Source organism: Brachybacterium sp. GCM10030267, from assembly GCF_042666875.1.
GTDB lineage: Bacteria > Actinomycetota > Actinomycetes > Actinomycetales > Dermabacteraceae > Brachybacterium.
Genome location: NZ_JBHTCX010000002.1, coordinates 204,624 through 228,093, shown reverse-complemented (window position 1 = coordinate 228,093; position 23,470 = coordinate 204,624). Strand labels below are relative to the sequence as shown.

18 protein-coding genes are annotated in these 23,470 nt (G+C 69.1%); 9 read left to right on the top strand and 9 right to left on the bottom strand.

Annotation, left to right across the window (positions count from 1 at the left end; genetic code table 11):
* Position 1: 1 nt before the first annotated feature.
* From ACFQS2_RS01435 to ACFQS2_RS01425, 3 genes are all read right to left on the bottom strand, one after another.
* The gene (locus tag ACFQS2_RS01435; RefSeq protein ID WP_377792455.1) at positions 2 to 907 is read right to left on the bottom strand and encodes a deoxyribose-phosphate aldolase; all 906 of its coding nucleotides are present in this window, start codon (positions 905 to 907) and stop codon (positions 2 to 4) included.
* A complete protein-coding gene (gene iolC / locus ACFQS2_RS01430; protein WP_377792454.1) occupies positions 904 to 1,932 on the bottom strand; it encodes a 5-dehydro-2-deoxygluconokinase in 1,029 nt (342 codons plus the stop codon). Before iolC ends, ACFQS2_RS01435 begins: the two co-directional genes overlap by 4 nt.
* A 193-nt stretch (positions 1,933 to 2,125) precedes the next feature.
* Positions 2,126 to 3,736 carry an MFS transporter gene (locus ACFQS2_RS01425; protein ID WP_377792453.1) on the bottom strand — a complete coding sequence of 537 codons (1,611 nt, stop codon included), beginning with the start codon at positions 3,734 to 3,736 and terminating at the stop codon, positions 2,126 to 2,128.
* A 523-nt stretch (positions 3,737 to 4,259) separates the two neighbouring features.
* On the opposite strand from ACFQS2_RS01425, the gene iolD reads away from it, so the two are divergent.
* The 9 genes from iolD to ACFQS2_RS01380 all read left to right on the top strand — a co-directional run bounded on the left by iolD (position 4,260) and on the right by ACFQS2_RS01380 (position 15,821).
* A complete protein-coding gene (gene iolD / locus ACFQS2_RS01420; protein ID WP_377792452.1) occupies positions 4,260 to 6,185 on the top strand; it encodes a 3D-(3,5/4)-trihydroxycyclohexane-1,2-dione acylhydrolase (decyclizing) in 1,926 nt (641 codons plus the stop codon).
* Positions 6,186 to 6,233: 48 nt separating this feature from the next.
* The gene (locus ACFQS2_RS01415; RefSeq protein WP_377792451.1) at positions 6,234 to 7,730 is read left to right on the top strand and encodes a CoA-acylating methylmalonate-semialdehyde dehydrogenase; all 1,497 of its coding nucleotides are present in this window, start codon (positions 6,234 to 6,236) and stop codon (positions 7,728 to 7,730) included.
* Positions 7,731 to 7,782: 52 nt separating this feature from the next.
* Positions 7,783 to 8,733, top strand: a complete 951-nt coding sequence (locus ACFQS2_RS01410) for a TIM barrel protein (RefSeq protein WP_377792450.1) — start codon at positions 7,783 to 7,785, stop codon at positions 8,731 to 8,733.
* Between the two features lie 3 nt (positions 8,734 to 8,736).
* Positions 8,737 to 9,606: a sugar phosphate isomerase/epimerase family protein gene (locus ACFQS2_RS01405; RefSeq protein WP_377792449.1), complete on the top strand. Its 870-nt coding sequence runs from the start codon at positions 8,737 to 8,739 to the stop codon at positions 9,604 to 9,606.
* 21 nt (positions 9,607 to 9,627) lie between these two features.
* Entirely contained in the window at positions 9,628 to 10,800 is a 1,173-nt protein-coding gene (locus ACFQS2_RS01400) for a Gfo/Idh/MocA family protein (RefSeq protein WP_377792448.1), read from the top strand.
* Positions 10,801 to 11,035: 235 nt separating this feature from the next.
* Positions 11,036 to 12,307, top strand: a complete 1,272-nt coding sequence (locus ACFQS2_RS01395; RefSeq protein WP_377792447.1) for an extracellular solute-binding protein — start codon at positions 11,036 to 11,038, stop codon at positions 12,305 to 12,307.
* Positions 12,307 to 13,245, top strand: a complete 939-nt coding sequence (locus ACFQS2_RS01390) for a carbohydrate ABC transporter permease (RefSeq protein WP_377792446.1) — start codon at positions 12,307 to 12,309, stop codon at positions 13,243 to 13,245. The genes ACFQS2_RS01395 and ACFQS2_RS01390 overlap by 1 nt, the downstream gene beginning before the upstream one ends.
* Positions 13,242 to 14,063, top strand: a complete 822-nt coding sequence (locus ACFQS2_RS01385; protein WP_377792445.1) for a carbohydrate ABC transporter permease — start codon at positions 13,242 to 13,244, stop codon at positions 14,061 to 14,063. The genes ACFQS2_RS01390 and ACFQS2_RS01385 overlap by 4 nt, the downstream gene beginning before the upstream one ends.
* A 3-nt stretch (positions 14,064 to 14,066) precedes the next feature.
* On the top strand, positions 14,067 to 15,821 hold the full coding sequence (locus tag ACFQS2_RS01380) for a hypothetical protein (RefSeq protein ID WP_377792444.1): 1,755 nt from the start codon (positions 14,067 to 14,069) through the stop codon (positions 15,819 to 15,821).
* Positions 15,822 to 15,900: 79 nt separating this feature from the next.
* Here the strand turns inward: ACFQS2_RS01380 and ACFQS2_RS01375 are convergent, their stop codons facing one another.
* From ACFQS2_RS01375 to ACFQS2_RS01350, 6 genes are all read right to left on the bottom strand, one after another.
* Positions 15,901 to 17,253, bottom strand: a complete 1,353-nt coding sequence (locus ACFQS2_RS01375; RefSeq protein WP_377792443.1) for a four-carbon acid sugar kinase family protein — start codon at positions 17,251 to 17,253, stop codon at positions 15,901 to 15,903.
* 24 nt (positions 17,254 to 17,277) lie between these two features.
* Complete coding sequence (locus ACFQS2_RS01370; RefSeq protein ID WP_377792442.1) at positions 17,278 to 18,678, bottom strand: GntP family permease; 1,401 nt, start codon at positions 18,676 to 18,678, stop codon at positions 17,278 to 17,280.
* A 174-nt stretch (positions 18,679 to 18,852) separates the two neighbouring features.
* Entirely contained in the window at positions 18,853 to 19,824 is a 972-nt protein-coding gene (locus tag ACFQS2_RS01365) for a 3-hydroxyacyl-CoA dehydrogenase family protein (protein WP_377018108.1), read from the bottom strand.
* 467 nt (positions 19,825 to 20,291) lie between these two features.
* Entirely contained in the window at positions 20,292 to 21,143 is an 852-nt protein-coding gene (locus tag ACFQS2_RS01360; RefSeq protein ID WP_377018107.1) for a fumarylacetoacetate hydrolase family protein, read from the bottom strand.
* Positions 21,144 to 21,153: 10 nt separating this feature from the next.
* A complete protein-coding gene (gene rhmD / locus ACFQS2_RS01355) occupies positions 21,154 to 22,338 on the bottom strand; it encodes an L-rhamnonate dehydratase (RefSeq protein WP_377792441.1) in 1,185 nt (394 codons plus the stop codon).
* Positions 22,335 to 23,408, bottom strand: coding sequence for a zinc-binding dehydrogenase (locus tag ACFQS2_RS01350; RefSeq protein ID WP_377018105.1), 1,074 nt, complete (start codon positions 23,406 to 23,408; stop codon positions 22,335 to 22,337). The genes rhmD and ACFQS2_RS01350 overlap by 4 nt, the downstream gene beginning before the upstream one ends.
* Positions 23,409 to 23,470 lie beyond the last annotated feature (62 nt).

Here is a 23,470-nt window from a genome sequence, read left to right as displayed (position 1 = left end):
CTCAGCGGATCATCTCGACCGAGGCGCGCACCGCGGAGGTGACGTCGCCGTCGGCCGGGTAGAGCAGGGTGCGGCCGACGACCAGCCCGCGGACGTTGGGCCGGTCCAGCGCTTTCTGCCAGGTGGCGCGCAGGCCGGCGGGGTCGGCGTCGACCGGGTCGCCGCCGAGGATGAGGGTGGGCAGGGTGGTGGCGTCCATGACCCGTTCCATGTCCTCCACCGCCGGCAGCTTCAGCCAGGTGTAGGCGCTGGTCGCGCCGAGTCCCTGGCCGATGTGGATGGACCTGATGACGGCCTCGGGCGAGAGGTCGTTGACGAGCTTGCCGTCGCGGCGGGCGGACATGAACGGCTCGACCATCGCGATCAGCTCGTGCCGGGCGAGGTCGGTGACGGCCTTGGCGCTGGCATCGAGGATGAAGGAGGTTCGGTCGTCGGAGAGGTCGATGCGGGTGAGCATCTTGCCGCCGTCGAAGCCGGAGGCCTTGATGGAGGGAGCGTCGTAGGCGGTGAAGCGGTCCTCGATCTCCCAGGATCCGCCCTGCAGGCCGCCCCGGTTCATCGAGGCGAAGACGACCTTGTCCTCGAGCGCGCCCAGCAGGAGGAGATCCTCGAGGATGTCGGCGGTGCCGAGCACGCCGTCCACGCCGGGCACGGCGAGGGCCTCGCGCATGCGGTCCAGCAGCTCGGTGCGGCTGGCCATGGCGTCGGGGCGGGGGCCGACGCCGAGGGCACCGCGGGCGGGATGGTCCGCCGCGATCACCATGAGGCGCCCGCCCGTGTCGGCGACGGTGCGGCGGCGACGGGCGGCGGCGAGGCGGGCGATGCGACCCGGGTCCTCCAGGCGCACCCGCGTGACGTCCTCGTAGGTGCTGACGAACTCCGTGCTGCGGTCGACGTCGGTGCTCATGCGGGCTGCTCCCCCGTGGCGACGCCGCGACTGCGCAGCGCGGTGAGCATCTGCTCGACGGTCTGGCCGTGATTGGGGTCGCCGCCTTCCAGCAGCAGGTCGATCTCCTCGCCCGTGGGCATCGCGGTCGAGCACTCCAGGCGGCTGGTGACGATGGCGCCGGCAGCGTTGCAGCGGGTGAGGATGGTCTCGAGGTCCTGTCCGGCCAGCAGGCCGTGGCACAGGGAGCCGCCGAAGCTGTCGCCGGCACCCAGGCCGTTGATGACGGTGATGGGGTTGGGGGCGACCACGACGCGTTCGTCGGCGGTCTTGCCGAGCACGCCCTTGGGGCCCTGCTTGACGATGGCGATCTGCACGCCGGCCTCGAGCAGGGCGTCGGCCGCGCGTTCCGGATCGGTCTCGCCGACGGCGACCTCGCACTCCTCCCGGTTGCCGACGGCGACCGTGGTGTGCTTCAGCGCCTCGCGGTAGTGCTCTCGGGCGTCCTCCGGCGAGGCCCAGAACATCGGGCGATAGTCCAGGTCGAAGACGGTGTGGGTGGTGCGGCCACGAGCCTCGAGGGCGGCAAGGTGGGCCGAGCGGCTGGGCTCCTCGGACAGTCCGGTGCCCGAGAACCAGAACAGCGGGACCGCCCGGATCGCGTCGAGGTCGAGATGCTCCGGGGCGACCTGCAGATCCGGGGCGCTGGGCTGACGGTAGAAGTAGAGAGGGAAGTCGTCCGGCGGGAAGATCTCGCACAGGGTGATGGGGGTGTTCAGCTCGTCGTTGCGGACGACGAACCGTCCCGAGACGCCGAGGCGCTCCATCTCGCGCACCACGTAGCGGCCGAAGGGATCGTTCCCCACGCCCGTGATCACTGCGGGACTGTGGCCCAGCCGGGCCGCGGCGACGGCGACGTTGGTGGGGCTGCCGCCGAGGAACTTGCCGAAGCTCGTGATGTTCTCGAGGCCCTTGTCGATCTCCAGCGGGTAGAGGTCGACGCCGCTGCGGCCGAAGGTGATGATGTCGAGGTCGGGTGCTGCCATGAGGTGCTCCATGTCTGCCTGCGCCTGTCTGCGCTGCGTGTGCTGCGGTGCTGCCTGTGTCCAGCACTGCATCGACGGCGGTGTCGGACGGGCGGCGGCGGATCGGTCCGGGCCGCCGCGCCTCTCGATGCCTCCATCGAACCATCGTGAACGCGCTTTGTCCAGACAAAGATGTGCATCGGCTGCGGTGCTGTCAGCGCAGACGGATCACTCCGCCGGCCTCCCGGAACTCCCACTCGAGGCGTTCGAGGGTGAACTTCTTGGTCTCCGGCACGCGGCGGAGGAACCAGATGACCGCGAAGATGTTCACCGCGGCGAAGATGGCGTAGGTCAGCACCGGTCCGATCCCGTCCATCAGCACCGGGAACAGGAAGGTGACGGTCATGTTCGCCAGCCACATGAGCATGACCGCGAAGCCCGTCGCGGCGCCGCGGATCGCGTTCGGGAAGATCTCCGAGAGCAGCACCCACACCACCGGGCCGGGGCCGGACTGCATGCCCAGCATGAACAGGACGATCACGACCACCACGAGGTAGGGCACGAAGGTGGGGATGTCCTCGGAGACGGCCCCGGTGTCGGTGAGGTACGGGTTGATCCCCAGCAGGAAGATCGCGGTCATCGCCAGCAGCGACAGCGTCAGGACGACCTGACCGACCAGCAGCACCTGCCGGCGGCCGAAGCGGCGCAGGGCGAACAGGCCCGCCGCGGCACCGACCACCGAGGCCAGGCCGGTGAACACGTTGAGGATGATGGAGGCCTGCGAGTCGAATCCGGCGGCCATCAGCACGCGCGGGGCGTAGTACATCATCGTATTCACGCCGGTCAGCTGCTGGAGCACGGCGATCGCGCCGCCGAAGATGATGATCGAGCGCAGCCACGGGATCCGGAACGCCGCGCCCAGGCTGAGCTTCTGCCGCTTCTGCTCGAGCCGGTGGCTCTCGACCATCTCCGCGGTCTCGGCCGCTACGTCGTGCCGGCCGGGCACACGGATCCGCTTGAGCGAGCCGATGGCCTCTCGGATCTCGCCGCGGCGGATGTGCCAGCGGGCGGACTCCGGCATCATGCGGATCCCGATCCACAGGGCGATCGCGGGGATCGAGCAGATCAGCAGCATCAGCCGCCAGGCGTGACCGTTGCCGTCGGCCACGGTGACACCGCCGATACCGGCCAGCACGTCCCACGAGACGCTCTCGCCGGCCTGGTGGGCACCGCTGGGGTCGTTCTCGACCACTGCGGTCGGGCCGCCCTGGACCCCCGCGATGAGTGCATTGGTGGCGAAGGCGGCGAACTGGCCGGTGACGATCATGAGCTGATCGACCGCGACGAGCATGCCGCGCTGCTCCTTGGGCGCGGACTCGGAGAGGTACACCGGCACGGTGGTGGAGGCGCCGCCGACGGCGAGGCCGAGCACGAAGCGGGCGAGGTACATCAGCCAGATGTTCGGTGCCAGCGCGCATCCCACGGCGCCGACGAAGAACACGATGGCCAGCCAGATGATGTTGCGCCGGCGCCCGTAGCGGTCCGAGAGCCTGCCACCGACCACGGCGCCGACGGCGCAGCCCAGCAGGAGGATCCCGCCGACCAGGCCCTCCTCCACCGAGTTCAGGCCGAGCCCGCCGGCCTCGGTGGGCATGTACATGTACGGCAGGGCGCCGGAGATGACGCCCGTGTCGTAGCCGAACAGGAAGCCGCCGAGGCACGCGACCACGGCGAGCAGGGCGATCGGGCGCCGCTTGCCTGACGGCGGGGTCTGCTCGACCAGGTCCGGGATGCGCGGCGAGGCCGCGGTGGGTTGTGAGCTCATGCTCCCTCCTTGGAACGTGAGTCCGGCGCGGGGCCGGTCCGGTGCCGGGAGCGGCACCGTGTGACGACGATGCGGATCGGGGCCGCGACGGCGTCGGAGCGGTACGACGGGATGGCTGCGGGCTGTGCACATCGACTGCGGACCGATCGGACGATGACCGCCATGTCATCACGGTGTATCGAACTGCAGTCGCTTTGTCCGGTCTTACGGTGCATCCGGACGAACATGCGGGACGCTAGCACGACCCCCGGCCGGAACGGTACCCCCGGATTCGCCCTCCGCCCTGCGATCCTGCACCGGCGCCCCTGTCGCGAGAATCCCGCCGCGGAGGGCCGGTCCGACCGTCCCTGCAGGTCGGACGGGCGAAGAGCCAGGACACACGAGTCGTCGCACGCCTTGTCATGACAAAGTATTGACACAGCCTGTCGCGATCGGCATGCTGGGCCCATACGAACTCACCGTCGAGTCGCTCGCGCTCGAACCGCTCGCGTCCGACGGTGCCGACCCTCTCCTCGGAGGCAGCATGAGCGTCCCCACCTCGACCGCCGCCGGCACGGTGCGCCTGACCGTCGCCCAGGCCCTGGTCCGCTTCCTCGCCGCGCAGTACAGCGAGCGCGATGGGATCCGCGAGCGCCTGGTCCCGGGCACCTTCGGCATCTTCGGGCACGGGAACGTGGCCGGCGTCGGCCAGGCACTGCTGCAGAACGCCACGGACCCCGCCCGCGGCGACGGGGCCAAGGACGAGGCCGCGATGCCGTACTACCAGTCGCGCAATGAGCAGAACATGGTGCACACGGCCGTGTCCTACGCGCGCACCCGCAATCGCCGTCAGCTGCTGGCCTGCGCCGCCTCCATCGGGCCGGGCTCGACGAACATGGTCACCGGCGCCGCCCTGGCCACCATCGACCGGATCCCCGTGCTGCTGCTGCCCAGCGACATCTTCGCGGGTCGCGCCGTGGACCCGGTGCTGCAGCAGCTCGAGGACGAGCGCGCCATGGACGTCAGCGTCAACGACGCCTTCCGGCCCGTCTCGCGCTACTTCGACCGCATCTGGCGCCCCGAGCAGCTGATCCCCAGCGCCCTGGCCGCCCTGCGGGTGCTCACCGATCCCGCCGAGACGGGCGCGGTGACTCTCTGCCTTCCGCAGGACGTGCAGGCCGAGGCGCACGACTGGCCCGTCGAGTTCTTCGACGAGCGCACCTGGCACATCGCCCGGCCCGTCCCGGAACCGGCGGCGCTCGATCGCGCGGTCTCCGTGATCCGCTCGGCGCGTCGGCCGCTGCTCGTCGCCGGCGGCGGGGCCATCTACTCCGAGGCGAGCGAGGCCCTGACCGCGTTCGCCGAGGCCACCTCGATCCCGGTGGCCGATACCCAGGCCGGCAAGGGCGCGATCAGCGGGGACCACCCCCTCAGCGTCGGCGGCGTCGGGGCGACCGGCACCGATGCCGCGAACGCGCTGGCCGCGGAGGCCGACGTCGTCATCGGCGTCGGCACCCGGTACACCGACTTCACCACCGCTTCGCACACCGCGTTCCGCAACCCGGACGTGCGCTTCGTGAACCTCAACGTCAAGGCGTTCGATGCGGCCAAGCACGCCGCCACCATGGTCGTGGCCGACGCCCGCGCGGGCCTCGAGGCGCTCACCGAGGCCGTGCAGGGCTGGCAGGCGCCCTCCGAGCACGCCGAGAACGCCGCGCGTCTGCGCCGCGAGTGGGAGGAGCGGATCGCGCCCTGCTTCGCGCCGCACGATCAGGAGCTGCCCGCGCAGACGGAGATCTTCGGTGCTCTGAACCAGCTGATGGGCGATGAGGACATCCTCCTCAATGCCGCCGGTTCCATGCCCGGTGACCTGCAGGCGCTGTGGACCGCGCGGTCCCCGCTGCAGTACCACCTGGAGTACGGCTACTCGTGCATGGGCTACGAGCTGCCCGCCTCGCTCGGCGCGAAGATGGCCGCCCCGGACAGCGAGGTGGTCGCGATCATCGGCGACGGCACCTTCCAGATGGCACCGCAGGAGATCGCCACTCTCGTCGCCGAGGACGTCAAGGTCATCCTCGTGATCCTCCAGAACCACGGCTGGTCCTCCATCGGTTCGCTGTCGGAGTCCCACGGCTCCCAGCGCTTCGGCACGAAGTACCGCCTGCGCGACAAGGAGACCGGTCTGCTCGACGGGGAGAAGCTGCCCTTCGACATTCCGGCGAACATCCGCTCGTACGGGCTGGAGGTCGACGAGGTCTCCAGCACCGACGCCTTCCGGGAGGCCTATCGCCGGGCGACGGCGCGCACGCGGGCCACCGCGATCGTGGTCAACACCGACCTGTACGGCCCGCACCCTCCCGGCAGCGGCTGGTGGGACGTGCCGGTCTCGGCCACCGCGCGCCTGGACTCCACCCGCGCCGCCCGCGCCGAGTACGAGGCGGACCTCGCCCCGCAGCGCCACTACCTCTGACCGGCGACACCGCCCCGTCGGCCACCCTTACTGCACCAGGAGATTCGCATGAGCTACGAGATCACCCATTGGATCGGTGGGCGCGAGAGCGCCGGAACCGGCTCGACCCAGCCGATCCTGAACCCCGCCACCGGCGAGGAGGTGGGCACCCTGCACCTCGGCGATGCCGCCACGGTCGACGAGGCGGTGCGGGCGGGCGCGGCCGCGCAGCGGGACTGGGCCCGGGTCTCCCTGGCCAAGCGCACGCAGATCCTGTACCGGATGCGCCAACTGATGCTCGAGCACACCGACGAGATCGCCGCCGCGATCACCCGCGAGCACGGCAAGACCCTCGGTGACGCCAAGGGCGAGATCGCCCGCGGTCTGGAGACCCTCGAGTTCGCCACCTCCATCACCCAGGACCTCAAGGGCGGCTTCTCCGAGAACGTCTCCAGCGGCGTGGACGCCCACACCATGCGTCAGCCGCTCGGCGTCGTCGCCGGCATCACCCCCTTCAACTTCCCGGCCATGGTGCCGTTCTGGATGCACCCGATCGCCATCGCGACCGGCAACGCCTTCCTCCTCAAGCCCTCCGAACGCGACCCGTCGGCCTCCAACATCGTCGCCCGGCTCTACCAGGAGGCCGGGCTGCCCGACGGCGTCTTCCAGGTCGTCCACGGCGGGAAGGAGACGGTCGATGCGCTGTGCACCCACGACGGCATCGCCGCGGTCTCCTTCGTCGGCTCCACCCCGATCGCGAAGCACGTCCACGCCACCGCCACGGCGGCCGGCAAGCGCGTCCAGGCACTCGGCGGCGCCAACAACCACGCCGTGGTGATGCCGGATGCGAACATCGCCTTCGCCGCCGGCCAGATCGCCTCGGGGGCCTTCGGCTCCGCCGGCGAGCGCTGCATGGCCGTCCCGGTCGCGGTCACCGTGGGCGATGCGCACGAGCCCTTCCTCGAGGCCATCCGGGCCGAGGCGGAGAAGCTCGTCGTCGGTCCCGGCGACTCCCCGGAGACCGATATGCCGCCGGTGATCACGGCCGAGGCCCGCGACCGGGTGATCCGGATGACCGACGAGGCCGAGCAGGCCGGTGCCACCGTGCTGGTGGACGGCCGCTCCCTGGTGGTCGAGGGGTACGAGAACGGGAACTTCGTGGGCCCGACGGTCATCACCGATCTGGACCGCACCCATCCCACCTACACCGACGAGGTGTTCGGCCCGCTGCTGGTGGTCATGCACGTGCCCAACTTCGACGAGGCCCTCGAGCTGGTGAACTCCTCGCCGTTCGGCAACGGCACCGCGATCTTCACCGGGTCCGGCCACTACGCGCGGCGCTACCAGGAGGAGGTGCAGGTGGGCATGATCGGCGTGAACGTGCCGATCCCGACGCCCGTGGGCTACTACTCCTTCGGCGGCTGGAAGGACTCGCTGTTCGGCGAGCACCACGCCCACGGCCCCGAGGCCGTCGGCTTCTACACCAAGCAGAAGGCGATCACCACCCGCTGGCCCCACCAGGACGAGCACCTGGAGAGCTCGATGAGCTTCCCGACCCACGACTGACCGGCGCCTCCCCCACCGCCGCCCCGCTTCCCGATCGAAGGAGATCATCGTCGTGACCGCTGATCCCGCAGGCCCCACCGACCGCTCGCGCAACCCCGAGCCGCCGTACGACAACCTCACCATCGGGGTGTGCCCCGACCAGTGGGGCGTGTGGTTCCCCGAGGACGAGAAGCAGATCCCGTGGCGCACCGCGCTGGGAGAGATGGCGGAGGCCGGGTTCTCCGTGATGGAGACGGGGCCCTGGGGGTACTTCCCGCAGGATGCGAAGCAGCTGCAGTCCGTCATGGACGAGCACGGGTTCCGGGTCGTGGCCGGCACCGGCTGGGGCGTTCTGCACCAGGAGGACGCCTGGCCCGAGACCGAGCGCACCTTCCGGGCGATCGCCGAGACCCATGCGGCCGTCGGCGCCGAGTACATGGTGCACCTGCCGCCGCTGTACCGCGACGACAAGACCTGGGAGTTCACCGATCAGCGGGAGCTGACCGGGGAGGCCTGGCGCCTGTACGTCGAGAACGCGAACCGGCTCGGCAGGCTCCTGAAGGAGGACTACGGGCTGACGATGGTGCTGCACCCCCACGGGGACAGCCACATCGAGACCCCCGAGGAGATCGCCCGGATCTTCGAGGCGACCGACCCGGAGCTGGTCTCGTTCTGCCTGGATACGGGCCACATCGTCTATGGCGGCGGGGACCCGCTGGCGATGATCGACGAGTACCCCGAGCGCATCGGCTACGTGCACATCAAGGCCTTCGACCCCGACCTCACGCGTGAGGCGCATGAGAAGGACTGGCCGTTCGGGGAGGCCGTGGCCAAGGGTGCCTCGGTGCGTCCGCCGGCCGGTCTGCCGGATATGAAGGACCTGGTCGCCAAGCTGGCGAGCTTCGACCGGGAGCTGTACGTGATCTGCGAGCAGGACCTCTACCCCTGCGATCCGTCCCTGCCGCTGCCCAACGCGATCGCCACCCGCGAGTTCCTCGCCGACTGCGGCCTGGGGGTGCGCTGAGCCATGGTGAAGGTGCTGCTGGATCCGAGCATGTACCACCCGCAGCTGTCGGTCGCCGAGGAGCTGCACAAGGCGGCCGAGCTCGGCTACCGCTACCTCGAGCTGTCCCCGCGAGCCGACTTCCACGAGTGGCACCACTACCCCAAGGTCGATCGTCACCAGATCGCCGAGGTCAGGCAGGCGATGGCGGAGACCGGGGTGCGGATCCACGCGCTGAACCCCGTCTTCGACTGGGCGGCGACCGATGAGCAGGAGCGACAGGCGCAGGTGCGCAACTGGCGGCGGCTGCTGGAGATCGCCGACGCCCTCGAGGTGCCGCTGATCGCGACCGAGTTCTCGGGGGACCCGAACGAGCCGCGACGCAGCGAGCACCAGTTCTACCGGTCCATGGAGGAGCTGGTCCCGGTGTTCGAGCAGTACGGGATCGAGTGCACGATCGAGGCGCACCCCTACGACTTCGTCGAGGACAACGACCGGGCCGTGCAGATCATCCGCGGCGTGGACCGCGACTGGCTGAACTACGAGTTCTGCTTCCCCCACGCCTTCCACCTGGGCCGCGGCGCCCGGGACCCGCGCGAGATGATGGACTACGCCGGTCAGCGCCTGGCACACCTTCACGTCGCCGACGTCTTCGACCACACGGCGAACGTGGGCAACCGCTACATCATGAACCCGCCCGGGGTCGACGCCCGCATCCACCAGCACAACGAGATCGGCCACGGCGAGATCGACTGGGACGCCGCCTTCGCGTACCTCCGCGAGCGCGAGTACGACGGACCGGTGACGGTGTGCGTCTTCGGCTGGGAGGAGCACGCCGACGAGATCAACGTGCGCATGCGCGAGCGGATCCTCGCGGAGCTCGGCGGGGAGTGATCGGTGGGGAATGATCGACGCATGAGAACCCCGCGCGAGATCGGCGTCGGCGTCGTGGGCCTGGGCTGGATGGGTCGCCTGCACGCCACGTCCTACCAGCGCATCGCCGCCCGCTTCCCCGAGCTCGGCCTGCGGCCCCGCCTGGTCGCGGCGGCCGACCCGCTTCCGGCCAACCAGCAGGCGGCCACGGAGCAGCTCGGGTTCGAGCGGGCGGTCGAGAGCATCGACGAGGTCCTCGCCGACCCCGATGTCGAGGCGGTCTCGATCTGCTCGCCGAACTTCCTCCACCGCGACCTCGCCCTCGCCGCCGCCCGGGCGGGGAAGCCGTTCTGGATCGAGAAGCCGATGGGCGTCTCTGCGGCGCAGTCCCGCGACATCCGCGAGGCGGCCGACGAAGCCGGGGTCGCCACCGCCGTCGGCTTCAACTACCGCCACGCGCCCGCGATCGCGCACCTGCGCGAGCTGGTCGGCTCCGGCCGGCTGGGGCGAGTGACGAACGTGCGCTGCTGGCTGTACGCCGACTACGCCTCCTCCCCCGACGGGCCGCTGACCTGGCGCTACGACCGGGCCAAGGCCGGGGCGGGCGTGATCGGGGACCTGCTCTCCCACGGGGCCGACCTGGTCCGCTACGTCACCGGCCAGCAGATCACCGAGGTCAGCGCCATGACCGACGTGTTCATCCCCGAACGGCCGATCCCGACCTCCGCAGGCCTGGGCCACGGCGGCATGGAGATCGGCGAGGAGCGCGGTCCGGTGGGCAACGAGGACTGGGTGGCCGCACTGGCGAGGCTGTCCGGCGATGCCCACGCCACGCTCGAGTCCTCGCGCGTGGCCCGCGGCCATCGCAGCGACTACGCCCTGGAGCTGTACGGCACCGAGGGCTCCGCACGCTGGTCGTTCACCCGGATGAACGAGTTCGAGGTGATGATCGGCGACGGCGGCCTCGAGCACGGCTACACCACGGTGCTCACCGGCGCCGGCCACGGCGAGTACGCCCGTTTTCAGCCCGGCCCGGGGATCCCGCTGAGCTTCGACGACCTCAAGGCGATCGAGTCGGCGCGCTTTCTCTCCGACATCGTCCACGGCACGGCTCTGGCCCCGTCGGCGGCCGACGGCGTGCATGCCGCCGAAGTGTGCGAGGCGATCGTGCGCTCGGCGGCCGAGCGGGCGTGGGTGGGCGTGCCGGGCGTGTGATCCGCACCTCCGGCGCGCAGCCGCTGCGACCGCCGACAGTTAGCAGGCCCCGGCATCGAGATCATGTCACATCCCGGAAACGGCTTTCCGTTTTGTCTTGACATGTCGCGCCAAACGCAGGAGGTTGGTAGCTATCAGCTTGGCGACGCCGCCAGCGGTGCCCGAACATCCAACGTCGTACATCCGGGCACGTTGCTCGTCGCCACTCGTTCCGCCCAACCAGGAAGTGTGGATCATGAGCACCCTCGACCGTCGTTCCTTCATCGCCGCCGGCGCGGCCGCCGCAACCCTGCCAGCCCTCAGCGCCTGCGGCGGCTCCAGTTCCGGGGAATCCTCGGGCAGCCTGCAGTTCATCCTCTCCGGGGACGCTAATCAGGGTGGTGGCTTCACCGCCATGGCGCAGAAGTACCAGGAAGAGACCGGCACGGTGATCGAGGTCGTCGACCTTCCCTACGACGACCTGCAGACCAAGGTCAACAATGCCGCCAAGGCCAACGACCTACCCGCCATCGCCCGAATGCCTGCCCTCGATCCGGTGTGGTTGGACCGCACCCGCGACCTTTCGACCCTGGCTGAACAGGTCAAGCCCATCAGAGGCATGTACGCCACCGACGCCGAAGGCAAGGTACCCGCACTGCCTAGCGACCTCACGGCCGTGGGCCTGTTTCTGAACAAGTCGGTGTGGGACGAGGCGGGGCTTGAGTACCCCACCACCGTCGACGAGAATGTGTGGACATGGGATGAGTTCGAGGAGGCCGCACGAACGGTCCGTGACAGCGCTGGGATTCGGTACGCGATGGCCGTCGATGCTACGTCGCACCGGCTGTCGGCCTTCCTGTTCCAGCACGGCTCCGAGGGCGTGTCCCTGACAGAGGATCTCAGCGAGTACGTGGCGAACGCAGAAACAGCACCGGCACTGCAGCGATTCGCTGACCTCAACGACGACGAGTTCATCCCGCGCTCCGTGTGGCTCTCACAGGACGATCCCAACGCCATGTTCAAGACCGGGCAGGTCGCCTCATATTTCTCGGGATCCTGGCAGATCGCCGACTTCTCCGAGAACATCGCGGACTTCGAGTGGGTGTGCGTGCCCATGCCGAAGCAGCCCGTACAGGCGACCAACTACGGCACCTCTGCGCATATCGTCGTCTTCGATGGCACAGGCCAGGAGGACGAGGCGTATGCATTCGTCGAATGGCTATACCAGCCCGAGAACTACGCGGAGCTGTCGACGATCTCTGGGTTCCTGCCGTCCATCGAGGACATCGAAGTCGCTTACGATTCCCATCAGGACTCGTTCGACCTGTACAACGCCGAGATCGCCGCGACTCCGGACTTCGTCGGCGAGATCAAGGCCCGCGAGCTTGCGCTCCAGGCCGCTGGCACCGCCGCGAGCCTGGGCACAGATCCGGTCCAGGAGGAGACCGTCAAACTCATCGCCGGCGACCAGACCGCAGAAGAGGCCGTGGCGGCAATGATCGAGACCCTAAACGGGACTCTCGACTGATGATGGCCACCACCACCTCGACCGCGGCTCCACCAGGCGCCGTACACTCCCGGAAGTCGGCCATCGCGAAGGAGCGCCGACGTCGCAATTTCATCGCCGCGACGTTCATCGTGCCAGCCTTCGTGCTGTTCTGCCTGTTCTTCGTGGGCCCAGGCGTACTGGGCTTGGCGTACTCGTTTACAGACTATCGAGGGTACGGCGACTTCGAGTTCCTCGGGCTCGAGAATTACCGCAACCTGTTCGCCGACCCTGCATTCTATCGAGCCCTCGGGCGGACGTTCCTGTACACCGGCCTCACCGTACCGGTCGGTTATTTTCTGGCCCTCATAGTCAGCGCGCTCTTGGTAGCGAAAAGCGCGAAAGGGGCCACGATTGCACAGGTGATCTTCTTTTTCCCCTGGCTCATCTCACCGATCGTCGTCGGCGTGATCTGGAGGTGGCTGTTCGGGGAAAGCTTCGGATTGGTCAACTACCTGATCTCCAGCGTCGGGCTGACGCCGCTGCAGTGGGCTCAGAATCCGCAACTCGCCTTGGTTGTAGTCATCATCGCCGGATCATGGGCGGGAACCGCCTTCAACATGCTGCTGTTCATCGCGGCGATGAGGAACATCCCACAGTCGTACCTGGAGGCGGCGGAGCTCGACGGCGCGAGCCCGGTCAAGCGTTTCGTGCGCATCATCTGGCCACTACTGGCGCCGACGTCGTTCATGATCGTGTTGCTGGGCACAATCAACTCCATGAAGGAGTTCGCGATGATCCAGGCGCTCAACGGGGGTGGCCCGGGAAACTCCAACGTCCTCATGGTCCAGTACATCTATGAAACTGGCTTCGAGAGTTCGAAGATCGGCTACGCCAGCGCCGCCTCAATGATCCTCATGCTCATCCTCATGGTGATCGCCTTCATCCAGACCCGTTTCGACAGGAGCGATCTGAATTGAGAGCCACACTCCGCTCGCTCCCCGCCACGGCGTTGCTGTGGGCGCTGGCACTGTTGTTCTTGTTCCCCGTGCTGTGGTTCCTGCTGAGCTCCTTCAAGCCCGGCAGCGAACTGTTCACCTGGCCCCTGCAGCTGTTCCCCGAGCAGTGGACCCTCGCCGGATACAAGGCCGCCTGGGAGCGATTCGACTTCAGTCGGTACTTCCTGAACACCTTCGTGGTCGCGGCTAGCACGACGGTCCTGACTGTCTTCGTCAGTGCGTGCACGGGGTTCGCGCTTGCGAAGTACCGCACCTGGTGGATCCAGGTGTTCTTTTTCTGCATCATCGCCACCACCATGTTGCCTACCGAGGTGATCATGCCCTCGACGTTTGCCGTGATCCTCGGACTGGGTATGTACGACTCCCTGGCGGGCATCATCATTCCCTCGATTGTCACCGCAACGGGCATATTCATGTTCCGCCAGTTCTTCCGCACGGTGCCGGACGAGTTACTTGAGGCGGCGCGCATCGACGGCGCCTCCGAGTACCGAATCTTCTTTCGGCTCATGCTGCCGATCGCTCGACCGATCATCGCCGTGCTGGCAATCTTCTCGTTCCAGTGGCGCTGGAACGACTACATCTGGCCGCTTCTCGTGTTGAACGACCAGAAGAAGTACACGCTGCAGCTGGCGCTGCGCTCGATCGTCGGCGCGGAGAACATCGACTGGGCTGTGCTGCTGGGCGCATCGGTCATTTCCCTTATCCCGATGTTCTTGCTGTTCCTGGTGTTCCGTCGTCAGATCATGGGGTCGGACATGAACGCCGGTCTGAAGGACTGACCGATGAGCCTCACCGCGCTGCTGCCGCGGGCTATCACGGTGCTCGAGGACGCTCCCCGCCGGGCCGAGGAGCTCACCGGCGGCGAGGCGACGCATCGGGCACTGGGCCGCTTCGTCCGGGACAGTGTGGTCGCGGAACACGCCCCGCCTCTGGCCGCGTGGCGGGATGGGCGGGAGGCAGGTGCCGAGGATCGGTCGGTCTCGCACTGTCTGGTCGCGCTCGCGCACCTGCACGCGCTGCAGTCTCCGGACGGGACGTTCCGCAGCGGAGACAATGTCGCCTCTCCGCCCGATACTGCGTTCACCGTCAACGACCTCGCCGCGTCCCTGGCGATGATCCGCGGCGACGACGCGACTCCGGCGCTGGCGCCCCTGATCGAACCGCTCACCGCCCTACTGCGAGGCGCCGCCCCGGCCTTGGCGACCGGCGGCGTGCACACGCCCAATCACCGCTGGGAGATCAGCGCCGCGCTGGTCCGGCTGGGCCGCCTGCTCGGGGACGCCGCCTGCACGGCCAGGGCCCGCCAGTGGCTCGCCGAGGGCGTCGATCTCCAGCCGGACGGGTTGTTCTCCGAGCGCAGCCCGAACTACGCCGCGCACGTGTCCGTGCCGAGCCTGATGGCCATCGGCCGCCACCTCGATGATCCGCGGCCGCGGCAGGAGGCCCTCGATGGCCTGCGCACCCAGGCCCGGCTGACCGACGCCGACGGGCTGGTCGAGTCGCTCGCCTCCCGGCGCCAGGACCAATTCGCCCCGTTCGACGGGGGCGCGTTGTTCCCATGGTTCCACAGCGCGGCCGCGCTGTTCGACGACAGGCTGTGCGCCCGGGCCGCAGCCCGCACCGCCGATCGAGCCGATGGTCGGACCGTGCTCGAACTCCTGGCGATCGGGGTCGAGGAACCTGGGGCCCTGGGCGAGCGGCCCGAGCCGCTGCCCGATCCCCGGCCGTCCGCCCCGGAGCTAACGCATCTGGAGACGTCCCGGCTGCTGCAGATCGACCACGGCACCAGCCGGACGGTGCTATTCGCCGGCACCGACACCGCCCGAGAGGACCGGATCAGCTCAGGCATCTCCTCGAATCCCACCTTCGGCCGCTTTTCCGGCCGCCGCGTGGGCCTGACCGACATGCGTCTCAGCCGCGACTTCTTCAACCTCGGTCCGGCGCGCTTCACCGAGATCTCCCCGGCCCGCGAGCAAGGCGGCATCCTCACCTTGGAAATGCAGGAGACCGTCCACGGCGAGTACTTCCACCCCCTCCCGGTCTCCGCACAGCAGTCGCAGGGTGACTACGCCATGGAGTTCAACGGGCGGTTCTCGGCGGCGATGAGCTTCTCCCAGCGACTACGGGAGCTGGTCACCCTGACCACAGAGGCCTCCGTCCGGGTGGGTGCTGATCAACTGTCGCTGAAGCTGACCATCGACGGCCCCTTGGCGGCGCACTGTCTGGCGCTGCGCTTTACCGGTGGTACCTTCGCCGGTACCCGTCAGGACGAGCGAGGCCGCCGGGTCCCCGAGACTCTGAACGCGATAGACGACTCCGCCGGCGATCACGTCGCCACAGTCACCTACACCGGCGAGCACGAGTCGTTCGAACTAACGGCCCGTGGCGACCTGCAGGGCGCCGCGTTTTACCACCCGGGCGAGACCTACACGTTCCTCGGCGGCTCCGACGAACTGACGGGGGATGTGTTGTACGTCGCGATGACGAGTCGGCAGCCGCTCCACCTCGAACTCACTCGCCGTGCCATCGGTCGCTGAGCAGGCGGCGGGGCCGACGGCGCCTGCCACGGCAAAGTGCTCGCCAATTGGCCAACCGTTTGGCAAGCGCGGCAGCGGCTCACCGGCGAACCGCCGCGCTCAGCCGCTCGACCACCTCGGCGAGTCCCTGCTCGCCGCCCACGTTGCCGGGGAAGACGACGTAGGGCATGCCCATGACCTCATCGGGCGCTTCCTGTGCGGCCAGCAGGGAGACCTGGCCGGGCCAGAACTGGCCCACCACCTCGGCGCGGCGGATGCCCAGTCCGGAGGCGGCGACCTCGTGGGAGGTGATGCCGCCCTTCGCGACCACCCAGGCGGGTCGAGCCTCGCGCACGCGGCGGACCACCTCGACCACAGCCTCGGAGACGCTGCGGGCGATGGCGAGGGACTCGGCGGGATCATCGGTGCGCACCAGGTCGCGGCTGGTGTAGAGCACGCAATCCTGTGCCCGCAGGGTCTCTCGCACCCGGGCGGTGACGTCGGCGAGGTGCTGGTCGCGGCGCTCGTCCAGCAGGGAGGGCACGTCCAGCTCGACCTCGACGAGGGTGCCGCGCTGCTGAGCAGCGCGCAGCTGGGTCGTCGTCAGGCCCACATGGGAGCCGACGACGACCAGACCATGGTCGAGGCGCCCCTCGGGGATCGTGATGGAGCTCGGCTCGACCACTCTCGCACCGGATTGGCCGGCCAGCGGTCGGACGAAGGAGGGCCCGCACCGCGTGATCACGGTCCTGCCCTCTGCCTCCATCCGGCGCACGGCCTCAGCCACGACCTCCATGTCGGAGTACTCGGTGGCGTTGACGACGACCCAGCGGCGGGCACGGGCAGCGGCGAGGATCTCGTGCACACGGTCCGCGCCACCGGAGCGGATGTCCTCGAGCCCGATCGAGAGCACGTCGGCCGCCCGCACCGCTCCCCCGGAGCGCTCCTCGAGGAAGTCCCGCAGGTCGGAGTGGGTGTACCCGAAGGTGGCGTCGCGGGCGAAGTCGGTGTCCTCCACTCGCTTCGCCTCGCCGCCGACGACCGCGTAGTGCACGTCGTCCTCGGTGTACCGACCGGCTTCGAGCATCGCCGGCACGAACAGGATCGCGTCGACATCCACGCCGTGGGCAGCGAGCTCATCGGCGATCGCGGCCGGCTCGGCGATCACGTGCCCGCGCAGCGTCGAGTCCGAGCGGGAGACTACATGCAGACCCTGGCGCGCGACCGGCGACTCCAGCACTCCGGCCAGAACTCGCCGGTTCAGCGCGACCGCCTCCGCCTCGTCGAGCGCCCGGGTGTTGGTCAGCACGAAACAGGCCGAGCCGGGCTCTGCAAGGACGCCGACGGGGATCTCGGGGTCGAGATCGAAGGCGACGTCCACGCCGGCGACGCACTGCGACCCGGTGGGGTCGTCGTCGAGGACCAGCAGTCGACGATCGGTGCTCTCGGACACGAGGACCTCCTCAGGCAGTGCCCGTCAGGCGGCGATCACGAACACCACGCTGGAGAGCGCGAAGGCCACCAGGGAGATGGTCGTGCCGACCACGGACCAGGTCTTGAACGTGGTCACCGTATCGAAGCCGCAGAATCGGCCGATGAGCCAGAAGCCGGAGTCGTTCACGTGCGACCAGCCGATCGAGGCGGCGCCGATCGCGATGATCACGGCGGCCACGCCGACGGAGCCGAAGTCACCGGCCGTGATCGCCGGGGCCATGATCGAGGCACCGGTGGTGGCGGCGACGGTCGCCGAGCCCTGCGCCACGCGCATCGCCATGGTGACCATGTACGCGGCGACGATCAGCGGCAGGCCCAGCGTGTCGAGCCCTTCGGCGACCTCCCCGCCGATCCCGGTCTGGGTGAGGATCTCGCCGAACGCACCGCCGGCGCCGGTGATCAGGATGATCGAGCAGACCGGCGCCAGAGCATCGTCCACCAGATCCTCCAGCAGGCCGCCGATCTGCTCGCCACGGCGGCGCCGCGGGATCACGTACAGCAGCAGCATCGCCAGCAGCGCGGACAGCGCCAGCGCCACCGGGGTCGCCCCGATCAGGCGGGAGAGCTGGAAGCCGAAGTTCTCCTCGCCGACGGTGCCCTGCTCGTTCAGCGTCGAGAAGGCGGTGTTGAAGAAGATCAGCACCAGCGGCAGCAGGAGCACCAGCAGGATCGAGCCGAACGCCGGGCGCTCCTCCTTCGGCACGTCACGGGGGTCACCGAGCAGAGCGGGGACCGGGGTGTTCGGGAACCGCTTGGCGATGGCGCGGGCCACGAGGTAACCGCCGAAGTACCAGGTGGGCAGACCGATCAGCAGGCCCACTAGGACGACCAGGCCGATGTCGGCGCCCATTACGGTGGCCGCGGCCGTCGGCCCCGGGTGCGGAGGCAGCAGGGCGTGCATCATCATGAACGACGCGATCGAGGGCAGCACGTAGAGCATGAACGAGCCGCCCAGGCGACGCGCCACCGTGTAGATCACCGGCAGCATCACGATGAAGCCGGCGTCGAGGAAGATCGGGAACGCGTAGAACAGCGAGGCCACGGCGAGCGCGAGCGGAGCCCGCTTCTCCCCGAAGGTGTCGAGCATCTTGTCGGCCAGCACCTGGGCGCCGCCCGTGATCTCGATCAGTCTGCCCAGCACGGCACCGAAACCGACCAACAGGGCCACTGTGCCGACCGTGGAGCTGAACCCTTCGATCACCACCTCTATGACGTCGCCGACACTGATGCCGGCGGCGAGGCCGGTGGCCACGGCGATGATCAGCAGCGAGAAGAAGGCATGCAGCCTCACCTTGATGATGAGGACGAGCAGGACGGCGATGGCCACGACGGCGATCGCCAGGAGCAGCCACACAGGCCGCTCCGCGAGGACGAGATCTTCCACGGGATTCTCCAGAGAACGGGGCGGTCACCCCATCGGCCCCCTCACGCAGAAGCGCTCGGGACCCGGGCGCGAGCTCGGGCCCCGAGCGCGGTGCTCAGGCCCGGGCGGCGATGCCCGGCCGACGGGAGGAGTCCGCCAGATTCAGGTAAGTGGGATGAAGCGGTCGAGCGGGCGTCAGTCGGCCTTCGGCGTCGGCTGCGGGGCCGGGCCCAGCTCGGTCAGCAGCTGCGACATCTTCGCGTAGGCCTTGTTGCGGTACGCGATGAGCTCCTCGCGGGTCTTCTCGTCGTAGTCGCCGAGCAGGCCCTTGCCGTTCTTGACGCCCTTGCGGTCCTCGGCGACGGAGTCGGTGAGGATCTGCGGCGTGGACAGGCGCTCACCGAAGGCGTCCTCGAAGGTCACGAAGCAGTTGGCGTACACGTCCAGGCCGGCCTGGTCGGCGATCGCGAAGGGCCCGAAGAAGCCGAGCCGGAACCCGAAGGTGGTGCGCACGATCGTGTCGACGTCCTCGGCGGTGGCCACGCCCTCCTCGACGACGGACGTGGCCTCCTTCAGCAGGGCGTACTGGAGGCGGTTGAGCACCATGCCGGGGGTGTCGGCGACCTGGGCGCCCTCGTTGCCGGACTTCGCCAGCAGCTCCTTGACCGCGGCGACCGTCTCGGGGGTGGTCGCCTTGCCGGCCACCAGCTCCACGCCGGGAATGAACGGCGCGGGGTTGGAGAAGTGGACGGTGAGGAACCGCTCGGGGTTCGTCACGGCGCTCTCGAGCTCCTTGACCGGGATGGTCGAGGTGTTGGTGCCGATGATCGCGTCGGGGCGGGCGTGCTCGGAGATCTTCGCGAGCACGTCGCGCTTGACGTCGATGCGCTCGAAGACGGCCTCCTCGATGAAGTCGACGTCGGCGACGGCTTCCTCGATGGTCTTGCCGGCGGTGATGTTCCGGGCGACGAGGTCGGCGCTTCCCGCTGAGTACAGGCCCTGGTCCTCGAAGTCGCGCGCTTCCTTCTGCAGGCGCTCGAGGGAGGCGTTCGCGTTGTCGATGCTGACGTCGGCGATGGTCACGTCGAAGCCGGCGATGGCGAGGACCTGGGCGATACCGCCGCCCATGTAGCCCGCGCCGACGATGGTCACGGTGGAGATGGTCATGAGGGAACTCCTTCGTCCGAGCTGTGCGCCCGTCACGGAGGAGGGCGCCGATGCCGCCACGCCCCAGGGCCCTGGTCCCGCCGAGCCCGAGTACGTGGTGTTGCCTTGAGAATAGCGATCCTATTGGATATTGGCCACCATGGTGGCCGGGCACACAGTACCAGTGTCACTCGGTCGCTCGTCCCGTGCTCGCGCCCGGCTCCCGGACGTCCCGCACGAGGGGCGACGTCCGCCGAGTCTGCACTGCACATGGCCACGAAGCGCACACCCACCGAAGCCACCCCACGTACGGGCTCTATTGACCACGAAAGGGACGCCCGTCGAGTCTGCCCCGCATATGGCAGGGCAGACTCGACTGGCGTCCCCTTCGTGGACACGGGCGGCGGCACCGGTGCTGGCCGGCCCAGCCTGACCGGGCGATGCAGACCGGCCAGGCCTCACAGGCGGCGCCGCCCGTCGAATCCGGCTCAGCGCCGCGCGACGAACCTCTGACGCTGCTCCCCCAGGCCCTCGATGCCCAGCTCGACCACGTCGCCGTCAGCGAGATACGGGAACCGTCCCGACATCGCCACTCCCTGCGGGGTGCCGGTGTTGATGAGGTCTCCGGGCGAGAGCACCATGTACTGGGACAGGTGGTGGACCAGCTGCGCGACGGTGAAGATCATGTCGGCCGTGGTGGAGTCCTGGCGCGGCTCGCCGTTGACACGCGAGAACAGTCGCAGGTTCTGTGGCTCGACCTCGCCGGCCGGCACCAGCGCGGGGCCGACGGGATTGAAGTTCTCGGCGCACTTGCCCTTGGACCACTGCCCGCCGGATTCGGCGATCTGGAAGTCGCGCTCGGAGACGTCATGACTGGTCACGTAGCCGGCGATGACATCCGATGCGGCCTGCTCGTGCGGCAGGTACGAGGCGCGGGCGCCGATGACGACGCCCAGCTCGACCTCCCAGTCGACCTTGGTCGCACGCGGCGGGATGGGCACGTCGTCGTGGGGACCGACGACGGTGTTGGGGTGCTTGAAGAAGACGATCGGCGTCTTCGGGGGCTCCGCGCCGGACTCCGCGGCGTGGGCGGCATAGTTCTGTCCGATGCAGATCACCGCCTCCGGACGGGCGATCGGAGCACCGATGCGTTCGCGCTCCGCCCCTTCCCACACCGGCAGCTCACCGGCCCTGGCCGCGGCGGCCACCTGCTCGATGCCGCCGCCGGCGAGGAACGCGCCGGTGATGTCGCCGGTCAGGTCGTCGAGGCGGTAGGTGGTGCCGTCCTGGACCAGGGCGGGCTTCTCCTGGCCGAGGGGGCCGAGTCGTCGCAGTTGCATGGGGTCTCCTTCAGTGGGTGAACGGCCTGGTGGTGGGGATCTCGGAGTTGAACTCGACCCCGAATCCGGGGGTGTCCGGCACGCGGATCTTCCCGTCGACCGGTACCGGCTCGCCGGTGAGCATGGGCGAGAACATCGGCACGATCTCCTCGGCGGTGGGGTGCATCATGAGGAATTCGCTGAACGGGCTGTTCGTGCGGGTGATGACGAAGTGGTACGAGTACACGGAGGAGCCGTGCGGGACCACCATCGCCCCGTGCGCATCGGCGAGCGCGGAGATCTTCAGCAGTTCGGTGATGCCGCCGCACCAGCCGACGTCGGGCTGGATGATGTCGGCCGCGCCCATCTCGAGCAGCTGGCGGAAGCCCCAGCGGGTGGCTTCGTGCTCGCCCGTGGTGATGAGCATGCCGGGTGGCACGTTCCGGCGCAGTTGCTGGTAGCCCCAGTAGTCGTCGGGGATCAGTGCCTCCTCGAGCCAGCGCAGGCCGTGCTCGTGGGCGCGGTGGGCGAGGCGGGTGGCGTAGTCGACGTCGAGCGACATCCAGCAGTCGTACATGAGCCAGAAGTCGTCCCCGACCTTCTCGCGCATCTCGGCGAGCAGGGCGATGTTCTTCTCCATCCCGTCGGCCCCGTCGGCCGGGCCGTGATGCAGCGGCATCTTGCCGCCGAGGAAGCCGAGCTGCTTCGCGATATCGGGACGGGCCCCGGTCGCATACATCGTCAGCTCCTCGCGCACGGGCCCGCCGAGCAGGGCGTACACGGGTTCCTGGCGGAGGCGTCCCAGCAGGTCGTACAGGGCGAGGTCGATGGCGCTGATGGTGTTCAGCACGATGCCGCGGCGCCCGTAGAACAGGGTGGAGCGGTACATCTGGTCCCAGATCCGCTCGATGTCGGTGACCGCGGCGCCCTCGAGGAATCGGACCAGGTGCTTCTCGACGATCCAGGCGCCGAGGTCGCCACCGGTGGAGACGGCGAAGCCCACGGTGCCGTCGTCGGCCTCGATCTCGACCATCAGCGTGCCCAGCACGTTCAGTCCGAAAGACTGTCGGGAGTCGGCGTAACCGGGGTAGACGGACATCGGGGTCGCGATGTGGTCGTCGATCCAGTGGTCGGCGCCCTGGTCGTGGTAATCGGCGCCGCCGCCGGTGACGGTGTACGCGCGGACGTGGCGGATGGTGCGCTGATGGGTGCTCATGCAGCGTTCCCCTCGTGCTCCTCCTGCTGGGACGGGCCCTCCTGCTCGAAGCTCACCAGGATCTTGCCGGCCGGGCCCTTTCCGGCGGCCAGCCTCGCGAAGGCCTCCTGGGCCTGCTCCGGCGGCACCACGTCGCTGACCAGCGGGGCCACATCGTCGGCGTGCGCACCGATCCAAGCAGTGGCGTCGGCGAAATCCTGCGCGGTGTAGGTGAAGGACCCGTGGATGGTGCGCTCCTCGGTGCTGATGGCGAAGGCCGGCAGCTCCAGTCTGGGCGATCCCATGCCCACCAGGACGACGCGTCCGCCCAGCGACGTCGCAGAGAGGGCGTCGGCCATGGTGGCGCTGATGCCGACGGCGTCCACGGCGAGGTCGGCCGGGCCGCCGAGCGCGTCGGCCACGAGGTCGGCGGTGCTGCCCGCAGAGGGGTCGACGGGCTCTGCGCCGAGCGCCGCGACCAGCTCCCGGCGGGCGGGGTCCATCTCGGAGAGCACGATGCGGTCGACCCCTGCCATCCGCAGGGCGATCACGACGCTCTGCCCGATCGGTCCGCCGCCGATGACCAGCACTTTCTCTCCCGCATCGGGCTGGCCCAGGCGCACCGCGTGGACGGCGACGGCCAGGGGCTCGACGAGCGCACCGAGGTGCAGGGGAAGCTCCGGATCCAGCAGGTGCACGTTGCGTGCGGGCACGACGAGGTAGTCCGCGAAGGACGCCTGGATCTCCTGGGCGACCCCGATGACCTGCTTGCCGGGAGCGTGCTGCTCGCGGCCGCGGTACTGCTCGGCCTGCTCAGGCGGCACCACCAGCGGGTTGAAGGTCGCGGGGGCGCCGACGGGCAGCTCGGCGGGATCGACCCCGTCCCCGAGGGCTGCGACGGTGGCGGCGGATTCGTGGCCCATGACCTGGCCGGGGACGCGGCGGCCGTTCTCGCCGGTGAACCCGTGGAAGTCGGAGCCGCAGATGCCGGTGGCCGCGATCCGCAGCAGCACCTCCCCGGGGCCGGGGTCGGGACGATCCCTCTCGAGGACCTCCAGGTGGTGGTAGTCGGTCAGGACGAGTGCTCGCACGATGCTCCTTCGAGGGGTCGGGTGATGGAAGCGTGGTGGTCCAGGGGTGGGAGGTCGCCTAT